Genomic DNA, 22,073 nt, shown 5'->3' with positions numbered 1-22,073 from the left:
CCCGCTTTCCTCGAGTTTGTCTGCAGTCTGAAGGCCTGCATGATAGCAGGCCTTTTTTCACTTTTTATTTATCATATTGGATATCGTCCCGAAATCGAGTTTATTCCCTTCAGCTACGATGGAATGAACGATTTTATCTTCCGTTTCTTTATTGACCGGTTTATTCGCGATTTTTGAAACGCGCTTAATGACATTTCTAACAGTCGTTTCATCTTTGAAATTGGCTCCTTGGAGCGAGTTTGCCAATTCTAATACATCTTTCATATTTACGCCGGTTTTACCTTCTATGTTTTTAAAAAAGTTATTATCCATACCTAAGCCCCTCCCTTTTCTGTACCTATCCTATGGCATTATCAGAAAAATGGTGCTAGGCCCATACAAATAAAAAAAAAATGGAATAGGCTTCTTCTGCCTATTCCATTTTCCTTAGCAGAAAGAAGCCCCTACAATGATCAATAGGATAAACAATACAACGATTATCGCGAAAGTGGAACCGCCGCCACCGTATCCTCCGCCGTATCCATAACCGCTGCCGCCACAACAACCGTAGCCACCATAACCAAACATACATATCACCTCGCTCTCGCTAAAGCTTACTGATAACATATGTAGGTCTGGACATATATGTATAGGCCATGTCCTAGTCCAGGCTGCCTATTTCCGCTTGTTTCATCCTTTTGGTCTGAAAACCAAAGCTCCGATGAAGCCAAAGACGATTGCTGCAGAGATACCGGAACTTGTAATTTCAAACATGCCTGTCAATACGCCGACTAGACCATGTTTTTCGGATTCCATCATCGCCCCGTTCACCAGCGAGTTCCCGAACGAAACGATCGGTATGGTTGCTCCGGCACCGGCAAAGTCAACAAGCGGCTCATATAAATCAAATCCGCCTAGAACAGCTCCTATTACAACGAATAAGCTTAACGTATGCGCCGGTGTCAGCTTAGCAACATCGAAAAGTAGCTGGCCGACTACACAGATCAAGCCACCGATGACAAACGCCCAAAAAAACATTGCTAACATCGAAATCTCTCCTTTTTCATGAATTCATCCCATATTCAATGGCTACAGCATGGGCAATGCACGGAATCGTATCTTTTTGCTGGACGGAAAGTGGTGACAATAATGCTCCTGTTGCGACCAGCAGGATTTTTTTATATTTGCCGGAAATCATTTCATTCAGTATATGACCGTATAATACCACTGCCGAACATCCCGCACCGCTCCCGCCAGCCAAAACAGGCTGATCCTTTTTGAAAATCATCAATCCGCAATCCTTGAATTTTTCATGATTGATTTCACAGCCTTTTTGCTTTAATAAGTCAAGAGCTGTCTCACTCCCTATTTGACCTAAATCACCCGTTATGATGAAATCATAATCATCCGGGGTCAAACCAGTATCTTTGAAATGGGCAAGTATCGTATCGACTGCCGCCGGGGCCATCGCTCCCCCCATATTGAAAGGATCTTTCAATCCCATGTCAATGACCTTACCGATAGTGGCGGAGACAATATGAGGAAATTCCCCTTGCTTGCTTCCATCAGGAGCAACAAGCGCCACCCCCGCTCCCGTTATCGTCCATTGAGCTGTAGGTGGTTTTTGCCCGCCATATTCAGTTGGATAGCGAAATTGTTTTTCAACAGCTGCATTGTGGCTCGAGGCGCCTGTCAACACATAATCAGCCCCGCCATAATTAGTGATGAACGCAGCTAGAGCAAGCCCTTCCATCGATGTGGAACAGGCTCCAAACAAGCCGAAATATGGAATTCCATTGGTTCTGGCTGCAAAGCTTGTAGGTGTAATCTGATTGATTAAATCACCCGCCAAGAAAAATTGCACCTGCTCCTTGTCGATCTTACCTTTTTGCAATGCAAGCTCAACCGCTTTTTCCATCAAATGCCGATGAGCTTTTTCATATGAATCCTGCTCCATCCACAAATCGTCGTATAGAATATCGAAATCACCCGCGATTTCTCCATTAGCTTCAAATGGCCCGCCTGTTACCCCTGTTTCCAAGATGACCGGTTTATTTGTGAAGATCCATGTTTGTTTTCCCTTTAACACCGCTTAGCCCCCAATCATTAGGTAAATCGTTTTTATCAACGCCACGACAAAGGCTGAAAATACTCCAAATAAAATGACCGATCCGGCCAATTTAAACATATTGGATCCAACTCCAAGTACAAAACCTTCCGTCCGATGTTCGATGGCTGCCGAAATTACTGCGTTACCGAACCCAGTGACAGGGACGGCACTTCCTGCCCCAGCAAACTGGCCAATGCGATCGTAAAATCCGAAACCGGTCATCAAAAGAGCCAGGAACACCATGGTAGCAGTGGTCGGGCCTCCGGCTGTCTGTTCCGTAAAGTTGAAAAAATAAATATAGAAGTAGGAAATGGCTTGTCCCACTATGCAGAAAATGCCACCTACTAAAAAGGCCTTCAAACAATTCTTCACTATCGGTCTTTTAATTTCATGCTTCCCTTGGAGTTCCTGATACGCATCCTGCTGTGGGGTCGTTTTCTCCTTGCCGCTCATAGTGCTGAACCTCTCTTCTAAATTAATTCTTTTTGAAGTTCTTCAATTTCCTTGAACTTCTTCCTTGCCTTTTTCTCGGGTACATCTTTTTCCTTAAGTAACTCGTTCAATCTTACCGATTCCAAAAAGATTTTATAATCGCTAGATACGATAAAATCATTTTTGGGAAACTTCTCTTCCAGATGTTTAGTCACAGTCTTTTCAATTTTCTTCATATGAAAACGTTGTAAGTGCTTAACTTTATAAGCGACGATAATCTTTTTGTCGTTTTTCACGACGATCACGTCATAGATGGTGTCTTCATTAGCAACTGTTTCCTTGACCTTTGAGATCAGTCCTTTTTCATCCTTCTCATCCATCCCATTAATGATATCCATCGGTTCAGGATTCGTACGTTTTATCATTGCTAAATTCTCCGTTTTTCCATCATTCTTATTGCTGCATGCAGTAAGCACACACAAAACAACTATAAAAACCAGAAAGCTGGCCTTAAAAAACCTTCCTTGTCTGAACATAGAATCACATCCTAATTTATCGTTCTCTTTTTATTTTCTTGTTTAACTGTTTTTTTATGAATGGTAGGATTAGGAAATAAAAAAACCTTTCCGAATGGAAAGGTTTTTTTATACTCAATATCCTTTATTTTTATTGTTATTATTACAGCCACAGTCTTTCTTGATTTTGACCGGTTGATCTTTTTTGATCGGTTTGGCATAAGCCCATGGATTTTGATTCTGATTCAATTTATGACTCCTCCTTTAACATCTATACCATACTATATGAACGAAGAGACAAGTTGTTTCCAATCAAATGTCCATAATTTTGCTGATTATGACTTCAATAATCGCTCCTACTGCTGCTACGGCAAGGATTAATATCAGTACGTCACCTATAAACCAATGTTGGATATAAATAAAAACCAGAAAAAGGCTGACCCAGACACCCACGCACCAAAAACAGCTTAGCAATTGGCCAAACCAGCCAAGCAGGCCCTTTTCCTTGGGAATTAAAAATATTTCCACTTCTCCTGCTTCATTTTTTTCCTCTATCTCTTTAAAAAAGGGGCGGCGCAACGGCTCCATAATTTTATCGAAGACGATCAAACGTGTCAGCCTGAAGGAAGCCAAGCCTAATATGATAAATAAAGTAAATTCATTTTGTGGGGGAAACATTTAATATTGCTCCTTCACTTGGATTTTTCAATTATTTTGGCATCGATAATATCAGGCAGACCGACGAAACGGATTTGGTTCCCTCTTTTAATCTTCACTGATTCCCCCTTCATTCCCAACACATGAAATTGAAGCGTTTCTCCGTTAATAACAGCCTCACATAGTGGCTTTGGAAAACCTTGATGATTGGATAGGCGGGAAATGATGTCCCGGGAAGAATCTTTCTTCTCCACCTTTTTCCTTTTTCTCTTAACTGGCTTTTCATTTTCCTGTATTATTTGTTCAGGATGTTTCATTTCTTCAACCGGCTTTTGCTCAGGGACATATTGTTCGGTGATTTTCCTTAAACCCGTAATCTCCTTTTCAATTTCCTTCATGGCATCATAAACACCAAATTCGCGTTTGACCTGTTCGATTTTTTCTTCTTTATTCTCGTCTTCTTCCTGAAGTTCCAGCTCAACGCTGTCTTGAGGTTTAGCTTTTTTCGTTCGAAAATCACTTTGCATATTCCCACGCAGATCTGATATTTTTGCTTGATCGACATATATAAGTGGTTTCGATTCTTTATCGCCATTTTTCCCTGACATGAAAACCCTCCTTAATATTTCAGAATATCCACGGACTGCAGCTGTTCCATTTGGTATTGGACAACTTTTTTCCCGAATTTATGCCTTATGAACAAACTGGATTCTTTTTTTTGTTCCAATTTCCCGAATAGTGTACGGTCATTGATGATGAACTTACAAACAGGCTTAGGTGCAAAGGCTGGAAGTCGGGACAATAGCTCCACCAGTTCCTCGGCGGTATATGAAGTGCTGATATTTTTTTCATGTAAATTGATATGTCTCTTCAGCGTATTTTGTATGGTTTTTTTTCCATCAGCACAAGGCAGACCAACTTTCTTCACGTCCATGATGCCCCTCCTTCTTTTTCACGAATAGGGTTGAAAGCAGGTTTATGCTGATTCACGCAAACAATGAATATCCGCTCTATGTATCATTTATATGAAATTCACCCTTCTTTATGCTGGAGATGTGACACTCCCCCAAAAAAGGACACTAACCAAGCTTAAGGATGTTGGGGATTAGCTGAAAAAACTAAAACATTCGAAGATGAAAAAATCGGAAAGATTTCAATTGAGGATGCAGTCACTAAATATACCTGCAGAATGGAGAATCAACAAAAAAAGGGGACCGATATCGGCCCCCCTCCTATATTGTCATCCAATTATATGATAACCCGAATCCACATGGATATTTTCCCCGGTAATCCCGCGGGACATGTCACTTAATAAAAATACTGCCGTATCCCCTACTTCTTCAGGAGTCGTTGTACGACGAAGCGGTGCTTCTTCCTCAATCTTCTTTAAAATTGTATTGAAGTCGCGAACACCTTTAGCGGATAAGGTACGGATAGGTCCGGCAGAAATTGCATTCACTCGAATGTTATCTTTGCCAAGATCACTAGACAGGTAACGGACATTGGCTTCAAGTGAGGCCTTGGCCACTCCCATTACATTATAATTAGGCATGACACGTTCACCGCCAAGATAAGTCATTGTGACAATGCTGCCACCTTCCGGCATGATATCCTTCGACGCTTTAGCTACAGCGGTTAAAGAAAATGAACTGATATTATGGGCAAGCAAAAACCCTTCACGGCTCGTGTTGACGAACTCACCGTCCAGCTCTTCCTTGTTAGCGAATGCCACACTGTGTACCACGCCATGAATGATACTTGTTTCTTCCTTAATCGCCGCGAAACATTTTTCAATGCTTTCATCCTTCGTTACATCACATTGTAAAATGATGGAGGGCTTCCCTTCCAATGTAGAAGATAGTTCCCTAACGCTTTTTTCCGTACGGTCTTTTCCGTAAGTGAAGATCAGCTTTGCACCTGCTTTATGTAAGGAACGGGCAACTCCCCATGCAATACTTCTTTTATTAGCTACACCCATTAAGACAAACGTTTTTCCTTCTAATGAAAAAGTCAACGTATATGACCTCCTATTTTTAATACAAGTTATTAGTACCTGCTACTAATTACAGTATATCAAATTTCCTTTGATAAAAACACCGTTTTCTAAAGCCACCTGGGAATAACGCTTCAAAAAGGCCTTCTTTAGCTTATAGTAAATAGCCCATGAATAATGTAGCTAATCCGAAGTAAATCAGGATACTGATAATGTCATTGATGGTTGTGATGAATGGTCCGGAAGCTACCGCCGGGTCGATCTTCATTTTATGCATGAGGAGCGGTACAAGCGATCCCGCGAGTGTGGCGACTATCAATGTAATGAAAATAGATATGCCGACCAATAAACCGAGCATTAAATCCCCTTGCCAAATATATACGATTAAAGTGATGGCTATTCCACATGTCAAGCCGGTGATGAGGCCTGTCCCGGCCTCACGCAAAACTAGCTTCCACTTGCTATCCTGCTCCAAGTCCCCTGTTGCAATTCCCCGTACTGCAACAGCCAATGCTTGAGTTCCTGTGTTACCGGCCATTCCGCCTATTAATGGAATAAATACAGCAAGAATCGCTTTTTGGCTAAGTGTCTCCTCAAAACGGCCAATTAGGCTGGCGGTCAATAAACCTAAAAACAAAAGGATGATCAACCATGGCAGCCGTTTCTTAGCAGCAGAAAAGGGACTCTTATCAACATGGTCCAAATTTGATACACCCGCCAATTTGGAATAATCATCAGACGCCTCTTCATCCATGACATCAATGATATCATCAACCGTAATAATCCCTAACAAATGGTTTTGGAAATCGACGACAGGCACGGCAAGGAAGTTATAGTCCCTTATTTTTCGTGCCACCTCTTCCTGGTCTTCCGATACAGGTACGGAAACTACCCTGTCATCCATTAAATCACCGATCAAGGCATCTTCATCAGCTATGATCAATGTCCTGAGCGATAAAACACCAAGCAGCTTCTTATCCTGATCGGTAACGAACACATAATATATCGTTTCCGCTTCCGGAGCTTCCCTTTTTAAGATTTGCATGGCTGATCGAGCTGTTTCGTTTGCTTCAATGGCAATGAACTCTGTCGTCATGATGCTTCCTGCCGTAGATTCCTCATAGTTCAGAAGCTCTTGGATTTCACTTGCAGCTTCATCATCCATGATGGTCAAATAGCTGACCGCCTGCTCATCATTGATTTCATTCAGGACGTCAGCCGCATCATCCGCATACATATTGGAAAGCATATCCGCTGCATAAGAAGGGTTCATTTCTGCCAGCAGGCTTTCATAATCATCTTCATCTATTTCTATATTTTCAAAAAGGCCTGCCATTTCTTCCGGTGACAAATATTTGTAAACGACGGATCTGAATTCATCTGACAGGCTTGTATAAAATTGAGCCTGATCATATGGATGCATTTCAAGGAACTCCGTACGAAACTGATCCAGATTTTCCGTTTTAAGCGCTTCAAGCAAAAGCTCGTTATTCATTTGACTGCTCTCCTGCTCCCGGTCCTTCATCTCCTCCATGACCATACACCTCCTAATACATATTTTTTCATTTCCTCGTTTATATTTTATTTTTTTAAATAATACTATACTAATACCATAACCATAGACAAAACAAACAAAGGATGTGTCAAATGAACATCGATATCATCGGGGACATTCATGGATGTTTCGCTGAATTCAGGCAGCTGACCGAAAAAATGGGCTATACGTGGGAGACTGGGTTTCCTGTACATCCCTCTGGAAGGATTCTCGGCTTTGTAGGGGATTTAACCGATCGCGGCCCAAATTCCCTACAAGTAATAGAGGTTGTCCATGAATTAGTCATTAACCAAAATATTGCAAGGTATGCCCCAGGTAACCACTGCAATAAATTGTATCGTTATTTTTCAGGCAATAAAGTTCAAATATCGCACGGTTTAGAGACTACTGTAGCTGAATATGAATCACTGAACATCCGGGAGCAGAAGAAGATCCGAAAAAAATTCATGGATCTGTATGAACGTTCCCCACTTTATCAACTCCTTGATGAAGGGCGATTGATCATTGCCCATGCAGGAATTCGCAGTGACTATATTGGTCAATATAGCAGTAAGGTAAAAACCTTTGTCCTCTATGGTGATATAAATGGCTCCAAACATCCCGATGGGTCTCCGGTCAGGAAGGACTGGGCCCAAACATATAAAGGGGAAACATGGATCGTATATGGACATACACCAGTTCCTGAAGCTAGACGAGTCAATCATACATACAATATTGATACAGGCTGCGTCTTCGGTGGAAAACTGACCGCTGTCCGTTATCCCGAAATGGAGCTTCAAGAGGTGCCTTCAACTATGCCCTATATTGCGGAAAAATTCAGGACATCTTTTGATTAACCAAAAAAACTCGCCATCTTGGTGAGTTTTTTTGCGTCTATGGATTTTTCATAGGCTTGAATTCGTTTTAATGCGCCGGTTATAAAGTCAACTTCCCTCGAGCAAACGGCTCATATCTTCTGGTAACTCCTCTTGAAACAACATCATCTTCTTGGTGAAAGGATGTAAAAATTTCAATTCAAAACAATGAAGGGCTTGGCGAGGGATACCGTTCCTTTTCCCTCCATATAAATCATCACCAGCCAGCGGGTGACCTATATGCGCCATATGGACCCTGATTTGATGTGTTCGCCCTGTCTGGAGTTCCAAATTAAGGAATGTATGGGACTCTGTGTGTGCCAATACCTTAAATAGGGTACTGGCATACCGGCCATCCTCCCTGACTTCCCGTTCAATGATGCTGGTCGATTTTCGTCCGATTGGCGCCACTATCTCTCCTACAGGACCTTCAACGATTCCTTCAGCTATGGCTTGATATCTCCGTTTAACCTGTCCTGATTTTTGCTGTTCACTCAAAAGGTGATGGATATGCCGGTGCTTGGCAATTAAAACCAGACCGGATGTGTCCCGATCAAGACGTGTAACTATATGGATCGTTGCCTGTATTCCCGTCTTCCTATAATAGCCCGCCAAGCCATTCGCCAAACTGCCGTGGGGATGCTCGCGGGAAGGAATGGTATTCATGGAAGGGGGCTTTGCCACAACCAATACAAACTCATCTTCATACCTGATATTCAGGGGGATGGGTTCCGGCAAAAGGCCTTCGCTTGCCTGCTCCGGCGGAAATATGACGGTGACGATGTCGCCTGTCTCTATCCGTTCCCTTACGGTTACTTCTTCGCCGTTCAGCTGGATATATCCACCTTTAAACTTAATATCCGTTAATGCTCGTTTTGAAATATCGCATTTGTTGAGAAACTCTCGCAATAAAGAGCCAGAATCCTCTTCAAAAACCGACCAGGTCAAAGAAAAGTTTTGATTTGACATGAGGTGAGTCTATCTCCTTAATTAGCAATAAATGAATCATGCACTCTTTTCCAGAAAGGAAAAGGGCGGAATCTGGCAAATCGGATCTTCTCATCTGCCACTCGGCACTGTATTGACTTTACATTTTCCTGAAGCAAGGACAAATGGTCGACGGTAATTTGAAAATTGACCGCATTGACCGGCCTGAACATACAAGTATGATGTGCCGGCAGCAGAAGTGGGGATCCTACCGTCCTAAACACCCGGTTATTAATGGATGCCAATTCGGTAATCTGGATGGCATCGATTGATGGATGGACGATGGCCCCTCCAAGCGCCTTATTATACGCCGTGCTTCCAGATGGCGTCGCAATGCATAAACCATCTCCACGGAACGTCTCAAAATGCTGGCCGCGAATTTCAACGTCCATGACGAGCGTCCCTTCAACACTTTTGACTGTCGATTCATTCAAAGCCAAAAATCTGGCTTCCCGTCCACCATGCTGATAACGGACAATCGTTTCGAGCAGTGGATATTCCACAATTTGAAATGGTGTTTTTGCTAAAGCAATCACCAATTTTTCAATTTCATCAGGGGTCCAATCTGCATAAAAACCAAGATGTCCTGTATGTACACCAACAAAGGCGGTTTTATCCAATCGATTCTTATAACGGTGAAAAGCATATAATAAAGTGCCATCACCACCGACAGAAATGACAATATCCGGCTGATCTTCGTCATATTCCAAATGAAAGTCCTGAAGATACGTTCGCATCCTTTGCATTAAAGTATTCGATTTCGCATCTCCTTTTGACGTAATCGCAAATTTCATGTAATCCCACCTTCAATTTAGATTTCTTCTCGTTTACCCATTTATGCTTTCAAGAATCTTTCTTCCGGGAAAAAAGACGCTGTGCTTCCTGGATTTCCGTACGGATTTGCGACATCTCAGCATCAAGCAGGAAGGCAGCTTCAGCTGCACGTTTGAGTCGCAGTTGTATATCTTCCGGGAAAATGCCTTTATATTTATAATTTAAAGAATGTTCGATCGTCGCCCAAAAATTCATCGCAAGGGTCCTGATTTGAATTTCGGCAAGGATATTCTTTTCGCCATGGATCGTCTGGACCGGATAGCGGATTACAACATGATAAGAACGGTAGCCGCTTGCTTTTTTATGGGAAATATAATTTCTCTCCTCGACTATCTCGAAGTCATTGCGGCCTCGTAATAGTTCAACTACCTGTTCGATATCATCCACGAACTGGCACATCATCCGAAGCCCTGCAATATCCTGTATTTCCGTTCCCAATTTATCAATGGGAATATCCTTCAGGCTCGCCTTATCCAAAATGCTGACAATCGGCTTTACCCTGCCTGTTACAAATTCGATCGGTGAGTGAATATTCTCTCTCTCAAACTGTTTCCTTAATCCTTTAAGCTTAACCTTTAATTCTTCGACAGCCTGAGTATAAGGCGCCAAGAAATCGTCCCAACTCTCCATTGCCACACCACCTATATCTATCTAAAAAGCGCCTGTTCAACTCTGGTATGGGCAGAACGCTCTCCTAAATCCAGCAGTCACATGACCTTATGCCATTCACCACTGGATCCTATTAAATCTTTCTAGCAAAAAGTATGTATTAAATTTCTATATATACGATATACCATTTCTCATGCTCAACGTTTATATTTTATCATATCCTGCAATTGATTCCTAAATATTCAAGTACAATAGCAAAAAATTATTGCATTCAATTTGACAGCTCGAATGGTTCTTATATGATTAACCTAAGAATCAGCCAGAAAGGATGGAACACATGAACCAGCATATTGAAATTGAATTTAAAAACCTCTTAAGCGAAAAAGAATTTCATCAACTGATCGAACACTTTCATGTCGGGGCATCGAACTTTAAAACACAGAAAAATCATTACTTCGATACACTCGGATTCACTTTAAAAAATCAAGACTCTGCCCTTAGGATCCGCGAGAAAAACGGGCGTTACGAGCTGACTTTAAAACAGCCCGCTACAGAAGGATTATTGGAAACGAATCAAGATATCTCTGAAGAAACCGCATATGCGTTTCTGAATCATAACACATTCCCTGATGGCGAGATCCAACTTCTTATCCTTGAATGCGGAATTGATCCAAAAGACTTTACCTGCTTTGGGACATTAAAGACGGACCGTTTTGAATTTCCTTACAAAGAGGGCTTACTTGTTTTAGATCATAGTTCGTATTTGAATCAGGAAGACTTTGAGCTTGAATATGAAGTGACGGATGCAAACGCCGGGAAAAAAAATTTCCTGACCCTCCTTGAAACCCTTCAAATTCCAGTAAGGGAAACCGAAAATAAAGTGAAGAGGTTTTATCGCGCCAAATTCCAAAAATAATCCTGTTTGAACCCATTCGGAGGTGGAGAGTTGAAGATCCAAGATTTCAAAACGTTCATGGAATTGCAGGCAATCCAGCAATTCACAAATGGCAACAACACAAATGCAAATTCATCTCGATCCATTTTCCAGGACATGCTCTCGGAACTGGTTTCGGTTGATGCTCTTGAAGGCGCTTCACAGACATTGGGTTCCCTTTTATCACGCGTGGAAGCGGAAACGAAGTCCTTCCTTCAACCCGGCGGCATGACACCCATGAACATCAACCCGGTATCCATTGCCCCTGCTGACAATGAGAGCAGTGAAACAGCACCAAACTATGATCATATCATCAGCCAGGCGGCCAGCTTATATAATCTCCCGGAAAAACTGATTAAGTCCGTCATTAAACAAGAATCGAACTTTAACCCTGAAGCCACCAGTTATGCGGGTGCAACTGGCCTTATGCAGTTAATGCCAGCAACTGCAAAAAGCCTTGGGGTGGATGATGCAACCGATCCGCAACAAAACATCATGGGCGGGAGTAAATATTTAAGTCAAATGATGGCACGTTATGACGGGGACATCCAGATTGCCCTTGCTGCTTATAATGCAGGGCCTGGAAATGTAGATAAATATAACGGCATCCCTCCCTTTAAAGAAACTCAGAACTATGTTCAGAAAGTTTATGGCACATTTTCAAGCTAAAGCAAGCTGACCCTGTTTATTTGTGAAGGGTCAGTCTTTTCATGTCTATATTCTTTTTCCACGAATTGTTAACAAATCGTAAAGCTCCCCAAAAACCTGTCATTTCCGGATCATTCGCATGTGTCATACTACAGATGTAAAATTTTCTTTAAGCTATATATTTGTTATATCATGACGTCATTGATAAAATATGAATAAATATCAACCATCTTTCTTTAAAAGGAGTAATCAACATGATGCAAGGGAACCCTACACCATATGAATTAATTGGAGAAGGGCAATTACACAAGTTAATTGATGTGTTTTACTCCAACGTTAGTCAACACCCGGATCTGCACCCAATATTCCCTGACGATTTAACAGAAACGGTCCGTAAACAAAAACAATTTATGACTCAATATTTAGGCGGTCCCTCTTTATATACAGAAGAGCATGGCCATCCTATGTTGCGGGCTCGACATATACCTTTCGAAATTACACCAGAACGTGCGAAAGCATGGCTCACATGCATGTATCAAGCTATGGACGAAGTTGGCCTTGAGGGTGAGATTAGGGAGTTTTTCTATCACCGCCTCTATTTGACGGCGCAGCATATGATCAATACATCCGGAACTGACGGGAAAGGAGAAGGCAGTTGAGCGCACAAAAACCAGTTTTCAATATTTCCGATTGGATCAAGACGCAGCATTGCTATGATATAGGAAAAAAGCCAATTGAAATTTATGTTTTTGTTGATCCGCTTTGTCCCGAATGCTGGGGCTTAGAACCAATTATTAGGAAATTACAGATAGAATATGGCCAATTGTTCAGTTTACGCCATGTTTTAAGCGGTAAAATCGATTCTCTTAATATGGGGAAAAATAAAAATTATGAAAACATTGCTCAAGTTTGGGAAAAGACAGCCAGCCGCTCGGGAATGTCCTGCGACGGAAGCCTTTGGTCTGAAAACCCAATCTCTTCTCCATATACAGCTTCCATCGCAATAAAAGCAGCGGAATTGCAGGGCCGTAAATTGGCCATTCGCTTTTTAAGGCAGCTTCAAGAATATTTATTCATAGGAAAAAAGGATATATCCAATATCGAAGTCTTGACCGAATGTGCCAAGATGGTTGGATTGGATGTGGAAGAATTCCTTTATGACATCAATTCCTCCAGTGCAGCCAAAGGCTTTCAATGTGACATGAAAATCACGAGCGAAATGGAAGTGACTGAAATACCTTCCCTTGTCTTTTTCAATCAAAATATTGAAGAAGAGGGAATAAAGGTTTCAGGTGTCTATTCTTACGAGGTATATGTTCAAATTTTAGAAGATATGCTGAATGGTCTTCCAGCCCCTGCAACCCCCCCCTCTCTCGAAGAGTTTTTAAGCTGTTTCAAACTAGTGGCCACGAAGGAAATTGAAACCGTTTATAATATGAATAAGAATAACGTCGAGTTGGAAATGAAAAAGCTTGTTTTAAAACAGGTTGCAGAGAAGATACCTGCTAAATACGGAACGTTTTGGAGATATACAAAGAAGCAGTCATGAATTTGACTGCTTCTTTGTTATTTTAAAGGAAAAACCATGCAATCAAAAGATTGCATGGTTTTTTATAAGAAAATAAGGGGATGGGAGAAATTTTTCACGATCAAACAAAGGGGTATAAGTTTGTTTGTGATTCACTTCACAATAAATAATATAACAGATAACCCATTTGCGTTTCAACTATATGTGTAACTTTTCACAAATTGTTCACAATATATATTTTGGTCATTTTTTATTATCCATTCCCATATATAGCTAAATATAAGCCCTTTTTATTTAAAGCTATAAGAGTTTTAGATATCCTCTTAATATCTGATTTAAAATGGAATAAATCCATTTGTGAAACAAATCACATTATCTTTTTTGTATTGCCTTTTTTAACTTCCGTTAAAGCCGATCATTTAATTCTTTTTACTTTGCATGCAAATGAAAAACCCCGGCAAACCGCTAAATTTGCTGGGGTTTTCATCTATTTATACGAATAAGGGGATGGGAGAAATTTCACGACGAACAAACAAAGGGGTATATGTTTGGGATGTGATAACTTCTATATCTGTACTATAGCAGATTACATACCTTAATTGCAAGAACTTTGTGCGCAACTTCACATTATTGTCATATTCTTAGAATACTGCTTATTCTAAAACATACTATCTAATAAAGAGCAGATGAGCTTTTTCTGCTACCAGGTTGGAGGTGACCAAATTGAAAGTCTTTATTCTTCTCATACTCTTGATAGGGTCGCTATTTGTCCAGCTACTCGGTATCATGAACCTCATTCCTCTGTATTTTACCTCCCCTATTTTATTTTTTGTTTTCTTTATAATTCTTCATAGCTTAAATCAGAGAAATCGTTTTAAAGGATTATGACGGACATCATATATGATGAAAAGGACCCGGCAGTGCTCGGGTCCCTTTTCACATCCTATTTATTCAAAAGCTCTTCCAACTCATTTAATTTTTCTTCGAATACATTCATGGCTTCTTGTACAGGCTCGGCTTTTGTCATATCGACACCAGCCTTTTTGAGTACTTCAATCGGATAATCGGAACTTCCTGACTTCAAGAACTCCAGATACCTTTTGACAGCAGGCTCTCCTTCTTCAAGGATTTGCTTGCTCAATGCTGTTGCTGCACTGATTCCAGTCGCATATTGATAAACATAGTAATTATAGTAGAAGTGTGGAATACGCGCCCATTCCAAACCGATTTCCTCATCGATGGTCACGTTCTCGCCAAAGTATTTCTTGTTCAGCTCATAATATTCCTTAGTAAGCATATCCGCTGTTAACGCTTCCCCATTTTGAGCCTTTAAATGTATGGTATGTTCAAACTCTGCAAACATCGTTTGCCGGAACAATGTGCCACGGAAACCTTCCAGGTAATGATTCAATAAATAAATGCGTTTCTTTTCATCTTCGATTGAATTCAGTAAATAATCATTCAACAGGTTTTCATTACAAGTCGATGCAACTTCCGCTACAAATATTGAATAATTTCCGTATGGATATGGCTGATATTTACGTGTATAGTAGCTATGGACCGAATGTCCAAACTCATGAACGAGCGTGAATAAGTTATTGACGTTATTTTGCCAGTTCATTAAAATATAAGGATTCGTCCCGTATGTACCAGAAGAATAGGCACCGCTTCGTTTCCCTTTGTTTTCATGCACATCGACCCACCGGTTTTCAAACCCCTCTTTCAAAACATTCAAATAATCCTCCCCAAGCGGAGCAAGTCCTTTAAGGACATAATCCTTGGCCTCGTCATAAGTCACTTCCATCTTCACTTCTTTAACAAGAGGAGTGAATAGATCATACATATGAAGTTCATCTAATTGCAGTACTTTTTTACGTAAGTCAAGATAACGGTGAAGTAAAGGCAAATTGTCATTGACCGTTTTAACGAGATTATCGTATACAGTCTCCGGAATGTTGTTATTACTTAATGCCGCTTGGCGTGCTGAATCATATTTTCGAACAGTGGCATTGAAGTTATGGTTTTTCACCTCACCAGACAGGGTTGAAGCAAATGTATTGCGGAACTCCCCATACTTGCTGTATACCCCCTTAAATGCCTCCTCACGTACACGGCGATCTTCACTCTCAAGAAAACTGATATATCTTCCGTGAGTTATTTCCACTTCATCTCCCTTTTCATCCTTGATGGTCGGGAATTTCAAATCGGCATTGTTAAGCATACCGAAAGTATTGCCCGATGCATCGAGTACTTCTGATGCCTGCGCCAATAATTCTTCCTGCTCTGCAGATAAGATATGTGGTCTCTGAAGATTGATTTCCTCTAAAGAATGCTTGTACAATTTCAATTCTTCTTTTTCTTCCAAAAACCCTTCCACTTTGCTTTCGTCAATACTCAATAGTTCAGGAACCATAAATGAAAACGCAGCCGCTGCCTGGGCATATAAAGCTTTTGCCCGATCCTCCATCCCTTGATAAAAAGGATTGGTTGTATCTTGATCATTGCGCATATGTGAATAAGAATAAACTTTCCCTAGCTTCTCGAATACTTCATCTTGGAGTTGAAGCGCCGCGAATAATTTCTCTGCGCTTTCACCCAACGTGCCTTTATGTGCCTCCGCCTTCTTGAGGTCTTCCTTTACCGCTTTGAAGGCAGCTTCCCAATCTTCCTCGGTTGCGAAGATATCTTCCAGTCTCCAAGTATCTTCAGGAGCTATTTCACTTCTTGAGGGTAATGTATTCGTTTTTGTTTCCTGTGCCATAAAAAAATTCCTCCTCATTCTATAGAAACTTGCCATTGGGCTTACTCGTAAACCGGATAGACGCCGCAATGCTTCATTCGGCGTTCATTCTTTTTAAAGCTTTTAATTCCCAGTTCTTATTACTATTTCTCCATTAACAAAAATAATCCTGCCATTTCATCTGAATTCAAGATAAATAGAGATGTTATCACTGATTATACTGGATATTCCCTTTTTCCATCATCAATTTATGCTTATCATAGAAATTTTTTTCCAAAATTTGAGCTTGATCACTGGTGAAGGGCAGGGTAAATTCCCTTTCAACTTTAAAAACCCCTTTTTCCAGCTTTGATAGATAACCCAATTGCTCCAAAATCCTGATATATTGACCTACAGGATACTCGATTGGTTTTTCATGAAGCAATGGCAATGGTCTGAACTTTATTTCCCCTTTTTTTGAGCGCTTTCTAAAAATGCAGATAATATCAGCCATAGAAATCTTTTCCCCTGTTCGTTTCTCTTGAAACACATCCATGTATAACCATGCCTGCCATTCGATCGAGGCAGTATCGATCAACAGCATCCCCCTGACGGGAACACCCACTTCAACGGGAAGTGTCGCTGGTGTAATATGATGTGAATAAAGCTCTTCGAAAAAAGGATCGCATCTGCGTGCTGTTTTCACTCGATGCAGGGACCAGCCATTTCGTTTAAATCTCCACGCAGGCAGAAAAGGGAAAACAAAGCAATTTCGGGGCAATGCCCGACTAGGGGGAAGGAGCTTTAAAGAAGCTGTTGTCAATTCGGCTAAGACGGTTCTAGAGGTAAACGGAGTGAGGTTCTTCAATACTGATAAATGATCAGTTTCCGGACAATACATCCAAAGAAACGGATGATGGAAGCTGCCGGTGACGAAGAGCCATTGGAAGCGGGTTAAACTGAATTCATACAAGCTTTTCCTTTTTAAGCGTTTTGCAGCGAGGATCCAGATTGGCTTGATGCCTATGCTTTGGTAGGCTCTTGTCCTTTCCATGAATTCCACCTCGGGGATAACTGAGCATTGAAATTCTATTGCATAGCGATTGCCTCCTATCACAGCTAAAATATCAGCCCTTTTCTTAATTTCAGGAAGATAGGCTTCTAGATCCACTTGGTAACCATGTGATAATAACCACTGAAACAATTTTCTTTTTCCCATTAAATGATAGGCGGATTCCGGTTCTGAAGAAGCACGGCATGAAGAACTATTTTTATGTGCGAAATGAGGAATCCTGACGTTTCCCGCTTTGATGGTCATTTCCATCTTGCAGCATGGACAGTAATAATCTGCCGATTTTCTCCATTCATCAATCTCGTTTGCCGATATCTTTTCAGGGAGGGTAATCCAAGTTCCATCTTTCTTTATCGCGGTTAGCATACATCTCCTCCTCATCCACTACATTCGCCTGCTTCGCTTAGGATTCCTTTTAATCCGCAAAAAAAAAATGCCTCATCGGCATAAAGTAAAGTTGCTATCTAAAGAAGGGGTGAAAGCAATCGGCATGTGGACTCCAATACTTTCAAACCGAAATTCCGTTTGGAAAACGCATCAAACTCCACTTCTTGAGATACCTTTATATCTTCCAAAAAATCATTCACCAACTGCCGAGTACTTTCCGTCCTGTAGAGAAAAGCATTGACTTCGAAATTCAGGTGAAAGCTTCTCATATCCATATTGGTTGTCCCAATTGACGCCAGTTGGTCATCAACGATGATGATTTTACTATGCATGAAGCCTTCATTATATTGGAATATACGAACTCCGGAAGCGAGCAATTCGGGAAAATAAGTTCTCGAAGCATGAAATACGATACGTTTATCGGGGTTCTTCGGTACGAGCAGCCTGACATCCAAACCACTTAAGGCAGCTACCTTCAACGCTTGAAAGATATCGTCATCAGGAACGAAATACGGAGAGGCAATCCAGACTGACTTTTCTGCCGAAGCGATCATTTTAAAAAAAATGCTTTTAATAATCGTCCACTCACTATCCGGCCCGCCGCCAATCAATTGAACTCCGCCAGGTCCATGATGGTTCGGCAGGCCAACCATGAGATATTCATCACTTAAAAAACTATTATTGGTGCTATAATACCAATCCTGCAGAAATATGAGCTGTAAAGTCCTGACCGCTTCCCCCTTTATGATAAGATGTGTATCCCGCCAAGAACCGAATTTCTGATCTTGTCCCAAATATTCATCCCCAATATTGAGGCCGCCGATGAATCCGACAGAGCCATCTATCACAATTATTTTACGATGGTTGCGAAAGTTGAATGTATTATTTAATAAAGGGAGATGCAACGGACCAAAAGCAACCATTTCAGCTCCCGCACTCCTCAGTTCATCGATATATGAACGAGCTAACTTCCAGGAACCAACCGCATCATAGAGAAATCTGACCTCTACCCCTTCTTTTACTTTCTGTATCAAGATGTCCTTTAGCAGACCGCCAATGCGGTCATCCCTAACAATATAATATTCCAAATGAATATGATGTGTGGCTTTTTTTAATTCTTCGATGATATTGGAAAATGTCTCATCACCATTCCTTAAAACCCGGGTTTCAGTCGTAAATGAAATAGGGCTATTACCCAGCCTATTTGCAAGAGTGATTAACTGCTGAGGGTTCTCGCCCATTTCCTTAATTCGGTCATTATACTCCGCCTCACCGCCTATTTTAACGAAACTCTGTTTATCCAAAAAGTACTTCTTGCGAAATATCCTTTCTTTCCGAAAATGACGGCCAAACAAAAAGTAAAAAATGAAACCGATGAATGGGAAAGCGCAAAAAATAACCAGCCATGTTATGGTCTCGATGGGATCTCTGTTTTCCAGGAAAATGTTGAATCCAATTATTACCAAGAAAAGGGTCAATACAAGGCTGGAATAAAAAATCACCCTGCCATCGACACCATTTATTAGAAAATACCAAGAGCCGACCAACAAGAGAATTAGCAGACCGATGCCAACTATATTCTTCACCTAGACTACCTCCAATTAACAAACACAGGCACATGATAAAAACCTCCCTGCTGAGGTAAAACACTCATTCTTGGACGAAAAGGCCGATTTCTACTGAAATCGGCCTCAACAGTCTATGCGAAATATTTATCGACCGTTGTGAATACATCATTTTCGATAACTATCTTCCCGTACTCTTCAAGCATATGCACCGTTATAGGTGACTCCTGACTATATTCCAATAAAAGACTTAGAACATTATCGATTTCTTCCTCATCAATTTCTGCTTCGGAAAATTCGATATAAAGATAATATTTATTCTGATAAACATAAAGTTTAGTCGTCCAGTCATCCAAGCCATGACGCTTGCTTAATGAAATGACATCTTCAAAATCCTCGAAAGTCGTGATGAATTCAATCATACCATCTTCGAATGTCATACCGCTTTCTTCATCTTTCCCATGAAAATGTTGATCAAGAAGCGTATCCATCTTGTCTGATACATTCAAATCCCTTAACTTATCATCTGAAAGAGGCAGCTCGAGTTTTTGACCATCTTTGGCAAGCTGGGCTTTTGTGACCAAAACTTCCAAGCCTTTTTCAAGGGCTTGAACTTGAATCCATAAAGGTCCTTCAATCATGAATTCTTCTTCTTGATGCACTTCATCCATCATTTCCCAAAAAAGTTCCTCACTTCGCTCACGGCTGTACCAAATTTCTTCGCGATCAAAGCCTCTTTCCTCAATATCTATATAGGAAATATAAAATTTAACTGTATCATCATTAATGCGTTCGATTTCCATGATTCCCCTCTCCCTTCCTATCTCATTTTGAAGGGATAATAACCCCCAAGCGAAAATTGCTCTTAAAAGCTCTTTACCCGTAAGTGAATACTGTAAATCATGATAGCCATTAAAACAGACTATTTTACATCATTTTATGACAAAACCTTGAAGAAGGGAAATAAAAAACATTACTTATCTAAAAAACAATTGTTTGCCTAATATTCCATTCATTCTATAAAAAAATTCATCCGCATGCAACTATCCTAATGCTTTCTTCAATTTTAAACTTCCTGCCATTTATGCCTTATTATATACACGGCATGATGGTGTGCATTCTTATTTTTTCTTTAAATGATGACCGGTTCAAGGAACCTGCTGCAAATCCGAAACGTCTGCTGTCCCCTATGAATCCTGTTATGTTACCCGTCATTAAGTAAAAAAAATCAGCGGAAAATCGGTTATGTATAAAGAAAAAGCCCTGCACATTTCCTGGCAGAGCTTGAAAGACCTTATTAGTTGACCATACGTTGTGCTTCCCGTAACTGGAAGGTACGAACTTTACGTGGTAAAAAGCGTCTTATCTCATCTTCGTTATAACCAACTTGAAGCCGTTTCTCGTCAAGGATAATTGGACGTCTCAACAGACCTGGATTTTCCTTGATCAATTTATATAGTTCTTGAAGAGGCAGGCTCTCTAAATTTACGTTTAACTTTTGGAAAGTTTTTGACCGTGTTGAAATGATTTCATCGGTTCCATCTTCAGTCATTCGAAGAATTTCTTTAATCTCATCAATCGTTAACGGTTCTGAAAAAATGTTTCTTTCTTTATATCCAATCTCATGTTCCTCTAACCATGCTTTTGCTTTCCTGCATGAAGTACAACTAGGTGATGTATATAATGTTACCATGTTTACTCACACTCCCTAAATATAGAATCGGTGATCTATGAGGGGAAATCTACTATTAGTATTCATAAGTACCACTCTAATTTGAAATAATTTTAATTAAGTATTTCATTTTCTTTATTATACACTAAATTATTTAAAATGAATACCCTTTTTGATATTTGGAAAAATCCTTATAAACTTCTAGTTTAGCCTGTACTATAGCTTTTTCTGTTTTTTATGTAATACATTAAAACCGCTTTTTCTAATTGAAAATACCTACCTGCCATTCTCAGTTAACTCTCAATTCGGCCCTCATGATTTTTTTATTAACTCGTTACTTTTATTTACCCCCTATCTTTGTCAATAAACAAGTACATGTTAATATATTTTCTTTAATAAAAAGCAAATTCCTCCTTTTACAAGAAAAACCATTCTTTTAGCACATATATTTCCAAAACTAAAAAAGCAATTCGAAAAAATCGGCGATAAGTGAGTAATCTACCATTCGAGAAGTTATAGATATTCATTTGCCTGTAAAAAATGCACAATAAAAAAAGACAGTTTGGCTGCACTCGAAAAAACCATAACAGTTGTTTTCAGAAATCCGCTCCCTTTCCCGCCGACTGTCTGCAAGCCGCATCAAAGCACGCGACTCCGGGGTCCCGGCTAGCCAGTTTTTCGGCAGAAGTGTCGCAATTTCCTTCAATCTATTGAGGGTTTTCATAGAATAGTAAAAAGCCCTAAACGATAACCTTTTATAATCGAGGTTGGGGTGAGACCATTCCGAACCTCCTTTATGGACAAATTTTAAGAAAGAACAGTTTGCCTCAATTTTTCTTTAAAAAACGTTCCAGATGTTTTCTGCTGGAGCACTTTTTTCGGTCCTTACTGTTCTTTTTCGACGTACTGAGCTGTTTTTTCAGCTGTTCACGCAGTTTTTTCTTCCATCACTGCACTTTTTTCAGCCGTTCACGAATTTATTCGACCTACACCACTATTTATTCGACCTACACCGCACTTTAT

Annotated in this window: 24 protein-coding genes; 5 read left to right on the top strand and 19 right to left on the bottom strand. The window is 40.5% G+C overall.

Features of this window, described 5'->3' with window-relative positions; translation table 11 throughout:
• Window positions 1–57: 57 nt before the first annotated feature.
• From ACQKMF_RS14915 to mgtE, 11 genes are all read right to left on the bottom strand, one after another.
• Window positions 58–312, bottom strand: a complete 255-nt coding sequence (locus ACQKMF_RS14915; protein ID WP_034314458.1) for a stage VI sporulation protein F — start codon at window positions 310–312, stop codon at window positions 58–60.
• Window positions 313–426: 114 nt separating this feature from the next.
• The gene (locus ACQKMF_RS14910; protein ID WP_101224097.1) at window positions 427–567 is read right to left on the bottom strand and encodes a YjcZ family sporulation protein; all 141 of its coding nucleotides are present in this window, start codon (window positions 565–567) and stop codon (window positions 427–429) included.
• 102 nt (window positions 568–669) lie between these two features.
• The gene (gene spoVAE / locus ACQKMF_RS14905) at window positions 670–1,026 is read right to left on the bottom strand and encodes a stage V sporulation protein AE (RefSeq protein WP_063577046.1); all 357 of its coding nucleotides are present in this window, start codon (window positions 1,024–1,026) and stop codon (window positions 670–672) included.
• Between the two features lie 16 nt (window positions 1,027–1,042).
• Window positions 1,043–2,068, bottom strand: a complete 1,026-nt coding sequence (gene spoVAD / locus ACQKMF_RS14900; protein WP_402941411.1) for a stage V sporulation protein AD — start codon at window positions 2,066–2,068, stop codon at window positions 1,043–1,045.
• Window positions 2,069–2,071: 3 nt separating this feature from the next.
• Window positions 2,072–2,542: a stage V sporulation protein AC gene (spoVAC, locus tag ACQKMF_RS14895; protein WP_230177400.1), complete on the bottom strand. Its 471-nt coding sequence runs from the start codon at window positions 2,540–2,542 to the stop codon at window positions 2,072–2,074.
• Window positions 2,543–2,559: 17 nt separating this feature from the next.
• The gene (locus ACQKMF_RS14890; RefSeq protein ID WP_230177398.1) at window positions 2,560–2,946 is read right to left on the bottom strand and encodes a YhcN/YlaJ family sporulation lipoprotein; all 387 of its coding nucleotides are present in this window, start codon (window positions 2,944–2,946) and stop codon (window positions 2,560–2,562) included.
• Window positions 2,947–3,348: 402 nt separating this feature from the next.
• A complete protein-coding gene (locus ACQKMF_RS14885; RefSeq protein WP_402941406.1) occupies window positions 3,349–3,714 on the bottom strand; it encodes a DUF1360 domain-containing protein in 366 nt (121 codons plus the stop codon).
• Between the two features lie 14 nt (window positions 3,715–3,728).
• The gene (locus tag ACQKMF_RS14880; protein WP_402941403.1) at window positions 3,729–4,301 is read right to left on the bottom strand and encodes a hypothetical protein; all 573 of its coding nucleotides are present in this window, start codon (window positions 4,299–4,301) and stop codon (window positions 3,729–3,731) included.
• Window positions 4,302–4,312: 11 nt separating this feature from the next.
• Entirely contained in the window at window positions 4,313–4,627 is a 315-nt protein-coding gene (locus ACQKMF_RS14875) for a hypothetical protein (protein WP_260356938.1), read from the bottom strand.
• Between the two features lie 306 nt (window positions 4,628–4,933).
• Window positions 4,934–5,707 (bottom strand): enoyl-ACP reductase FabI, encoded by a 774-nt coding sequence (gene fabI / locus ACQKMF_RS14870; protein WP_402941400.1) that lies wholly within the window; start codon window positions 5,705–5,707, stop codon window positions 4,934–4,936.
• A gap of 133 nt (window positions 5,708–5,840) precedes the next feature.
• Window positions 5,841–7,211, bottom strand: a complete 1,371-nt coding sequence (gene mgtE / locus ACQKMF_RS14865; RefSeq protein WP_402942911.1) for a magnesium transporter — start codon at window positions 7,209–7,211, stop codon at window positions 5,841–5,843.
• 122 nt (window positions 7,212–7,333) lie between these two features.
• Between mgtE and prpE the strand changes: the two genes are divergently transcribed.
• The gene (gene prpE, locus ACQKMF_RS14860) at window positions 7,334–8,077 is read left to right on the top strand and encodes a bis(5'-nucleosyl)-tetraphosphatase PrpE (protein ID WP_402941398.1); all 744 of its coding nucleotides are present in this window, start codon (window positions 7,334–7,336) and stop codon (window positions 8,075–8,077) included.
• A gap of 87 nt (window positions 8,078–8,164) precedes the next feature.
• Here the strand turns inward: prpE and ACQKMF_RS14855 are convergent, their stop codons facing one another.
• Genes ACQKMF_RS14855 through ACQKMF_RS14845 form a run of 3 tightly spaced genes read right to left on the bottom strand, consistent with a single transcriptional unit; the run spans window position 8,165 to window position 10,546 of the window.
• Entirely contained in the window at window positions 8,165–9,064 is a 900-nt protein-coding gene (locus ACQKMF_RS14855; RefSeq protein WP_427573862.1) for an RluA family pseudouridine synthase, read from the bottom strand.
• Window positions 9,065–9,081: 17 nt separating this feature from the next.
• Window positions 9,082–9,876, bottom strand: a complete 795-nt coding sequence (locus ACQKMF_RS14850; protein WP_053534153.1) for an NAD kinase — start codon at window positions 9,874–9,876, stop codon at window positions 9,082–9,084.
• A 49-nt stretch (window positions 9,877–9,925) separates the two neighbouring features.
• A complete protein-coding gene (locus ACQKMF_RS14845) occupies window positions 9,926–10,546 on the bottom strand; it encodes a GTP pyrophosphokinase (RefSeq protein WP_034314484.1) in 621 nt (206 codons plus the stop codon).
• A 316-nt stretch (window positions 10,547–10,862) separates the two neighbouring features.
• Here ACQKMF_RS14845 and ACQKMF_RS14840 point away from each other — a divergent pair, with 316 nt between their 5' ends.
• The 4 genes from ACQKMF_RS14840 (at window position 10,863) to ACQKMF_RS14825 (ending at window position 13,656) form a co-directional block, all read left to right on the top strand.
• Entirely contained in the window at window positions 10,863–11,441 is a 579-nt protein-coding gene (locus ACQKMF_RS14840; protein WP_101224105.1) for a CYTH domain-containing protein, read from the top strand.
• A gap of 30 nt (window positions 11,442–11,471) precedes the next feature.
• Window positions 11,472–12,128 (top strand): lytic transglycosylase domain-containing protein, encoded by a 657-nt coding sequence (locus tag ACQKMF_RS14835; RefSeq protein WP_311735920.1) that lies wholly within the window; start codon window positions 11,472–11,474, stop codon window positions 12,126–12,128.
• A gap of 233 nt (window positions 12,129–12,361) precedes the next feature.
• The gene (locus ACQKMF_RS14830) at window positions 12,362–12,766 is read left to right on the top strand and encodes a globin (protein WP_402941388.1); all 405 of its coding nucleotides are present in this window, start codon (window positions 12,362–12,364) and stop codon (window positions 12,764–12,766) included.
• Entirely contained in the window at window positions 12,763–13,656 is an 894-nt protein-coding gene (locus ACQKMF_RS14825) for a ClpXP adapter SpxH family protein (RefSeq protein WP_402941385.1), read from the top strand. Before ACQKMF_RS14830 ends, ACQKMF_RS14825 begins: the two co-directional genes overlap by 4 nt.
• 922 nt (window positions 13,657–14,578) lie before the next feature.
• Here ACQKMF_RS14825 and pepF read toward each other — a convergent pair.
• The 5 genes from pepF to spxA all read right to left on the bottom strand — a co-directional run bounded on the left by pepF (window position 14,579) and on the right by spxA (window position 21,071).
• Complete coding sequence (gene pepF / locus ACQKMF_RS14820; RefSeq protein WP_101224107.1) at window positions 14,579–16,396, bottom strand: oligoendopeptidase F; 1,818 nt, start codon at window positions 16,394–16,396, stop codon at window positions 14,579–14,581.
• 187 nt (window positions 16,397–16,583) lie between these two features.
• On the bottom strand, window positions 16,584–17,792 hold the full coding sequence (locus ACQKMF_RS14815; RefSeq protein WP_427573858.1) for a competence protein CoiA: 1,209 nt from the start codon (window positions 17,790–17,792) through the stop codon (window positions 16,584–16,586).
• 98 nt (window positions 17,793–17,890) lie between these two features.
• Window positions 17,891–19,399, bottom strand: coding sequence for a cardiolipin synthase (gene cls, locus ACQKMF_RS14810; RefSeq protein WP_427573856.1), 1,509 nt, complete (start codon window positions 19,397–19,399; stop codon window positions 17,891–17,893).
• A gap of 113 nt (window positions 19,400–19,512) precedes the next feature.
• The gene (mecA, locus tag ACQKMF_RS14805) at window positions 19,513–20,181 is read right to left on the bottom strand and encodes an adaptor protein MecA (protein ID WP_034314498.1); all 669 of its coding nucleotides are present in this window, start codon (window positions 20,179–20,181) and stop codon (window positions 19,513–19,515) included.
• A 494-nt stretch (window positions 20,182–20,675) separates the two neighbouring features.
• Window positions 20,676–21,071 (bottom strand): transcriptional regulator SpxA, encoded by a 396-nt coding sequence (gene spxA, locus ACQKMF_RS14800; protein ID WP_034314502.1) that lies wholly within the window; start codon window positions 21,069–21,071, stop codon window positions 20,676–20,678.
• Between the last annotated feature and the right edge of the window lie 1,002 nt (window positions 21,072–22,073).

Source organism: Peribacillus sp. NPDC101480 (genome assembly GCF_050277335.1).
Taxonomy (GTDB): domain Bacteria; phylum Bacillota; class Bacilli; order Bacillales; family DSM-1321; genus Peribacillus.
The sequence above is the reverse complement of the archived record's forward strand: the minus strand, read 5'-3'. Positions and strand labels throughout refer to the sequence as shown.

Coding starts and splice junctions, on each gene's coding strand:
- pepF (WP_101224107.1), bottom strand. CDS start 16,396: ATGGCACAGGAAACAAAAACGAATACATTACCCTCAAGAAGTGAAATA.
- ACQKMF_RS14840 (WP_101224105.1), top strand. CDS start 10,863: ATGAACCAGCATATTGAAATTGAATTTAAAAACCTCTTAAGCGAAAAA.
- ACQKMF_RS14875 (WP_260356938.1), bottom strand. CDS start 4,627: ATGGACGTGAAGAAAGTTGGTCTGCCTTGTGCTGATGGAAAAAAAACC.
- mgtE (WP_402942911.1), bottom strand. CDS start 7,211: ATGAAGGACCGGGAGCAGGAGAGCAGTCAAATGAATAACGAGCTTTTG.
- ACQKMF_RS14850 (WP_053534153.1), bottom strand. CDS start 9,876: ATGAAATTTGCGATTACGTCAAAAGGAGATGCGAAATCGAATACTTTA.
- ACQKMF_RS14880 (WP_402941403.1), bottom strand. CDS start 4,301: ATGTCAGGGAAAAATGGCGATAAAGAATCGAAACCACTTATATATGTC.
- mecA (WP_034314498.1), bottom strand. CDS start 20,181: ATGGAAATCGAACGCATTAATGATGATACAGTTAAATTTTATATTTCC.
- prpE (WP_402941398.1), top strand. CDS start 7,334: ATGAACATCGATATCATCGGGGACATTCATGGATGTTTCGCTGAATTC.
- spoVAC (WP_230177400.1), bottom strand. CDS start 2,542: ATGAGCGGCAAGGAGAAAACGACCCCACAGCAGGATGCGTATCAGGAA.
- ACQKMF_RS14855 (WP_427573862.1), bottom strand. CDS start 9,064: ATGTCAAATCAAAACTTTTCTTTGACCTGGTCGGTTTTTGAAGAGGAT.
- ACQKMF_RS14885 (WP_402941406.1), bottom strand. CDS start 3,714: ATGTTTCCCCCACAAAATGAATTTACTTTATTTATCATATTAGGCTTG.
- ACQKMF_RS14830 (WP_402941388.1), top strand. CDS start 12,362: ATGATGCAAGGGAACCCTACACCATATGAATTAATTGGAGAAGGGCAA.
- ACQKMF_RS14915 (WP_034314458.1), bottom strand. CDS start 312: ATGGATAATAACTTTTTTAAAAACATAGAAGGTAAAACCGGCGTAAAT.
- spoVAE (WP_063577046.1), bottom strand. CDS start 1,026: ATGTTAGCAATGTTTTTTTGGGCGTTTGTCATCGGTGGCTTGATCTGT.
- ACQKMF_RS14815 (WP_427573858.1), bottom strand. CDS start 17,792: ATGCTAACCGCGATAAAGAAAGATGGAACTTGGATTACCCTCCCTGAA.
- ACQKMF_RS14890 (WP_230177398.1), bottom strand. CDS start 2,946: ATGATAAAACGTACGAATCCTGAACCGATGGATATCATTAATGGGATG.
- spxA (WP_034314502.1), bottom strand. CDS start 21,071: ATGGTAACATTATATACATCACCTAGTTGTACTTCATGCAGGAAAGCA.
- ACQKMF_RS14845 (WP_034314484.1), bottom strand. CDS start 10,546: ATGGAGAGTTGGGACGATTTCTTGGCGCCTTATACTCAGGCTGTCGAA.
- ACQKMF_RS14910 (WP_101224097.1), bottom strand. CDS start 567: ATGTTTGGTTATGGTGGCTACGGTTGTTGTGGCGGCAGCGGTTATGGA.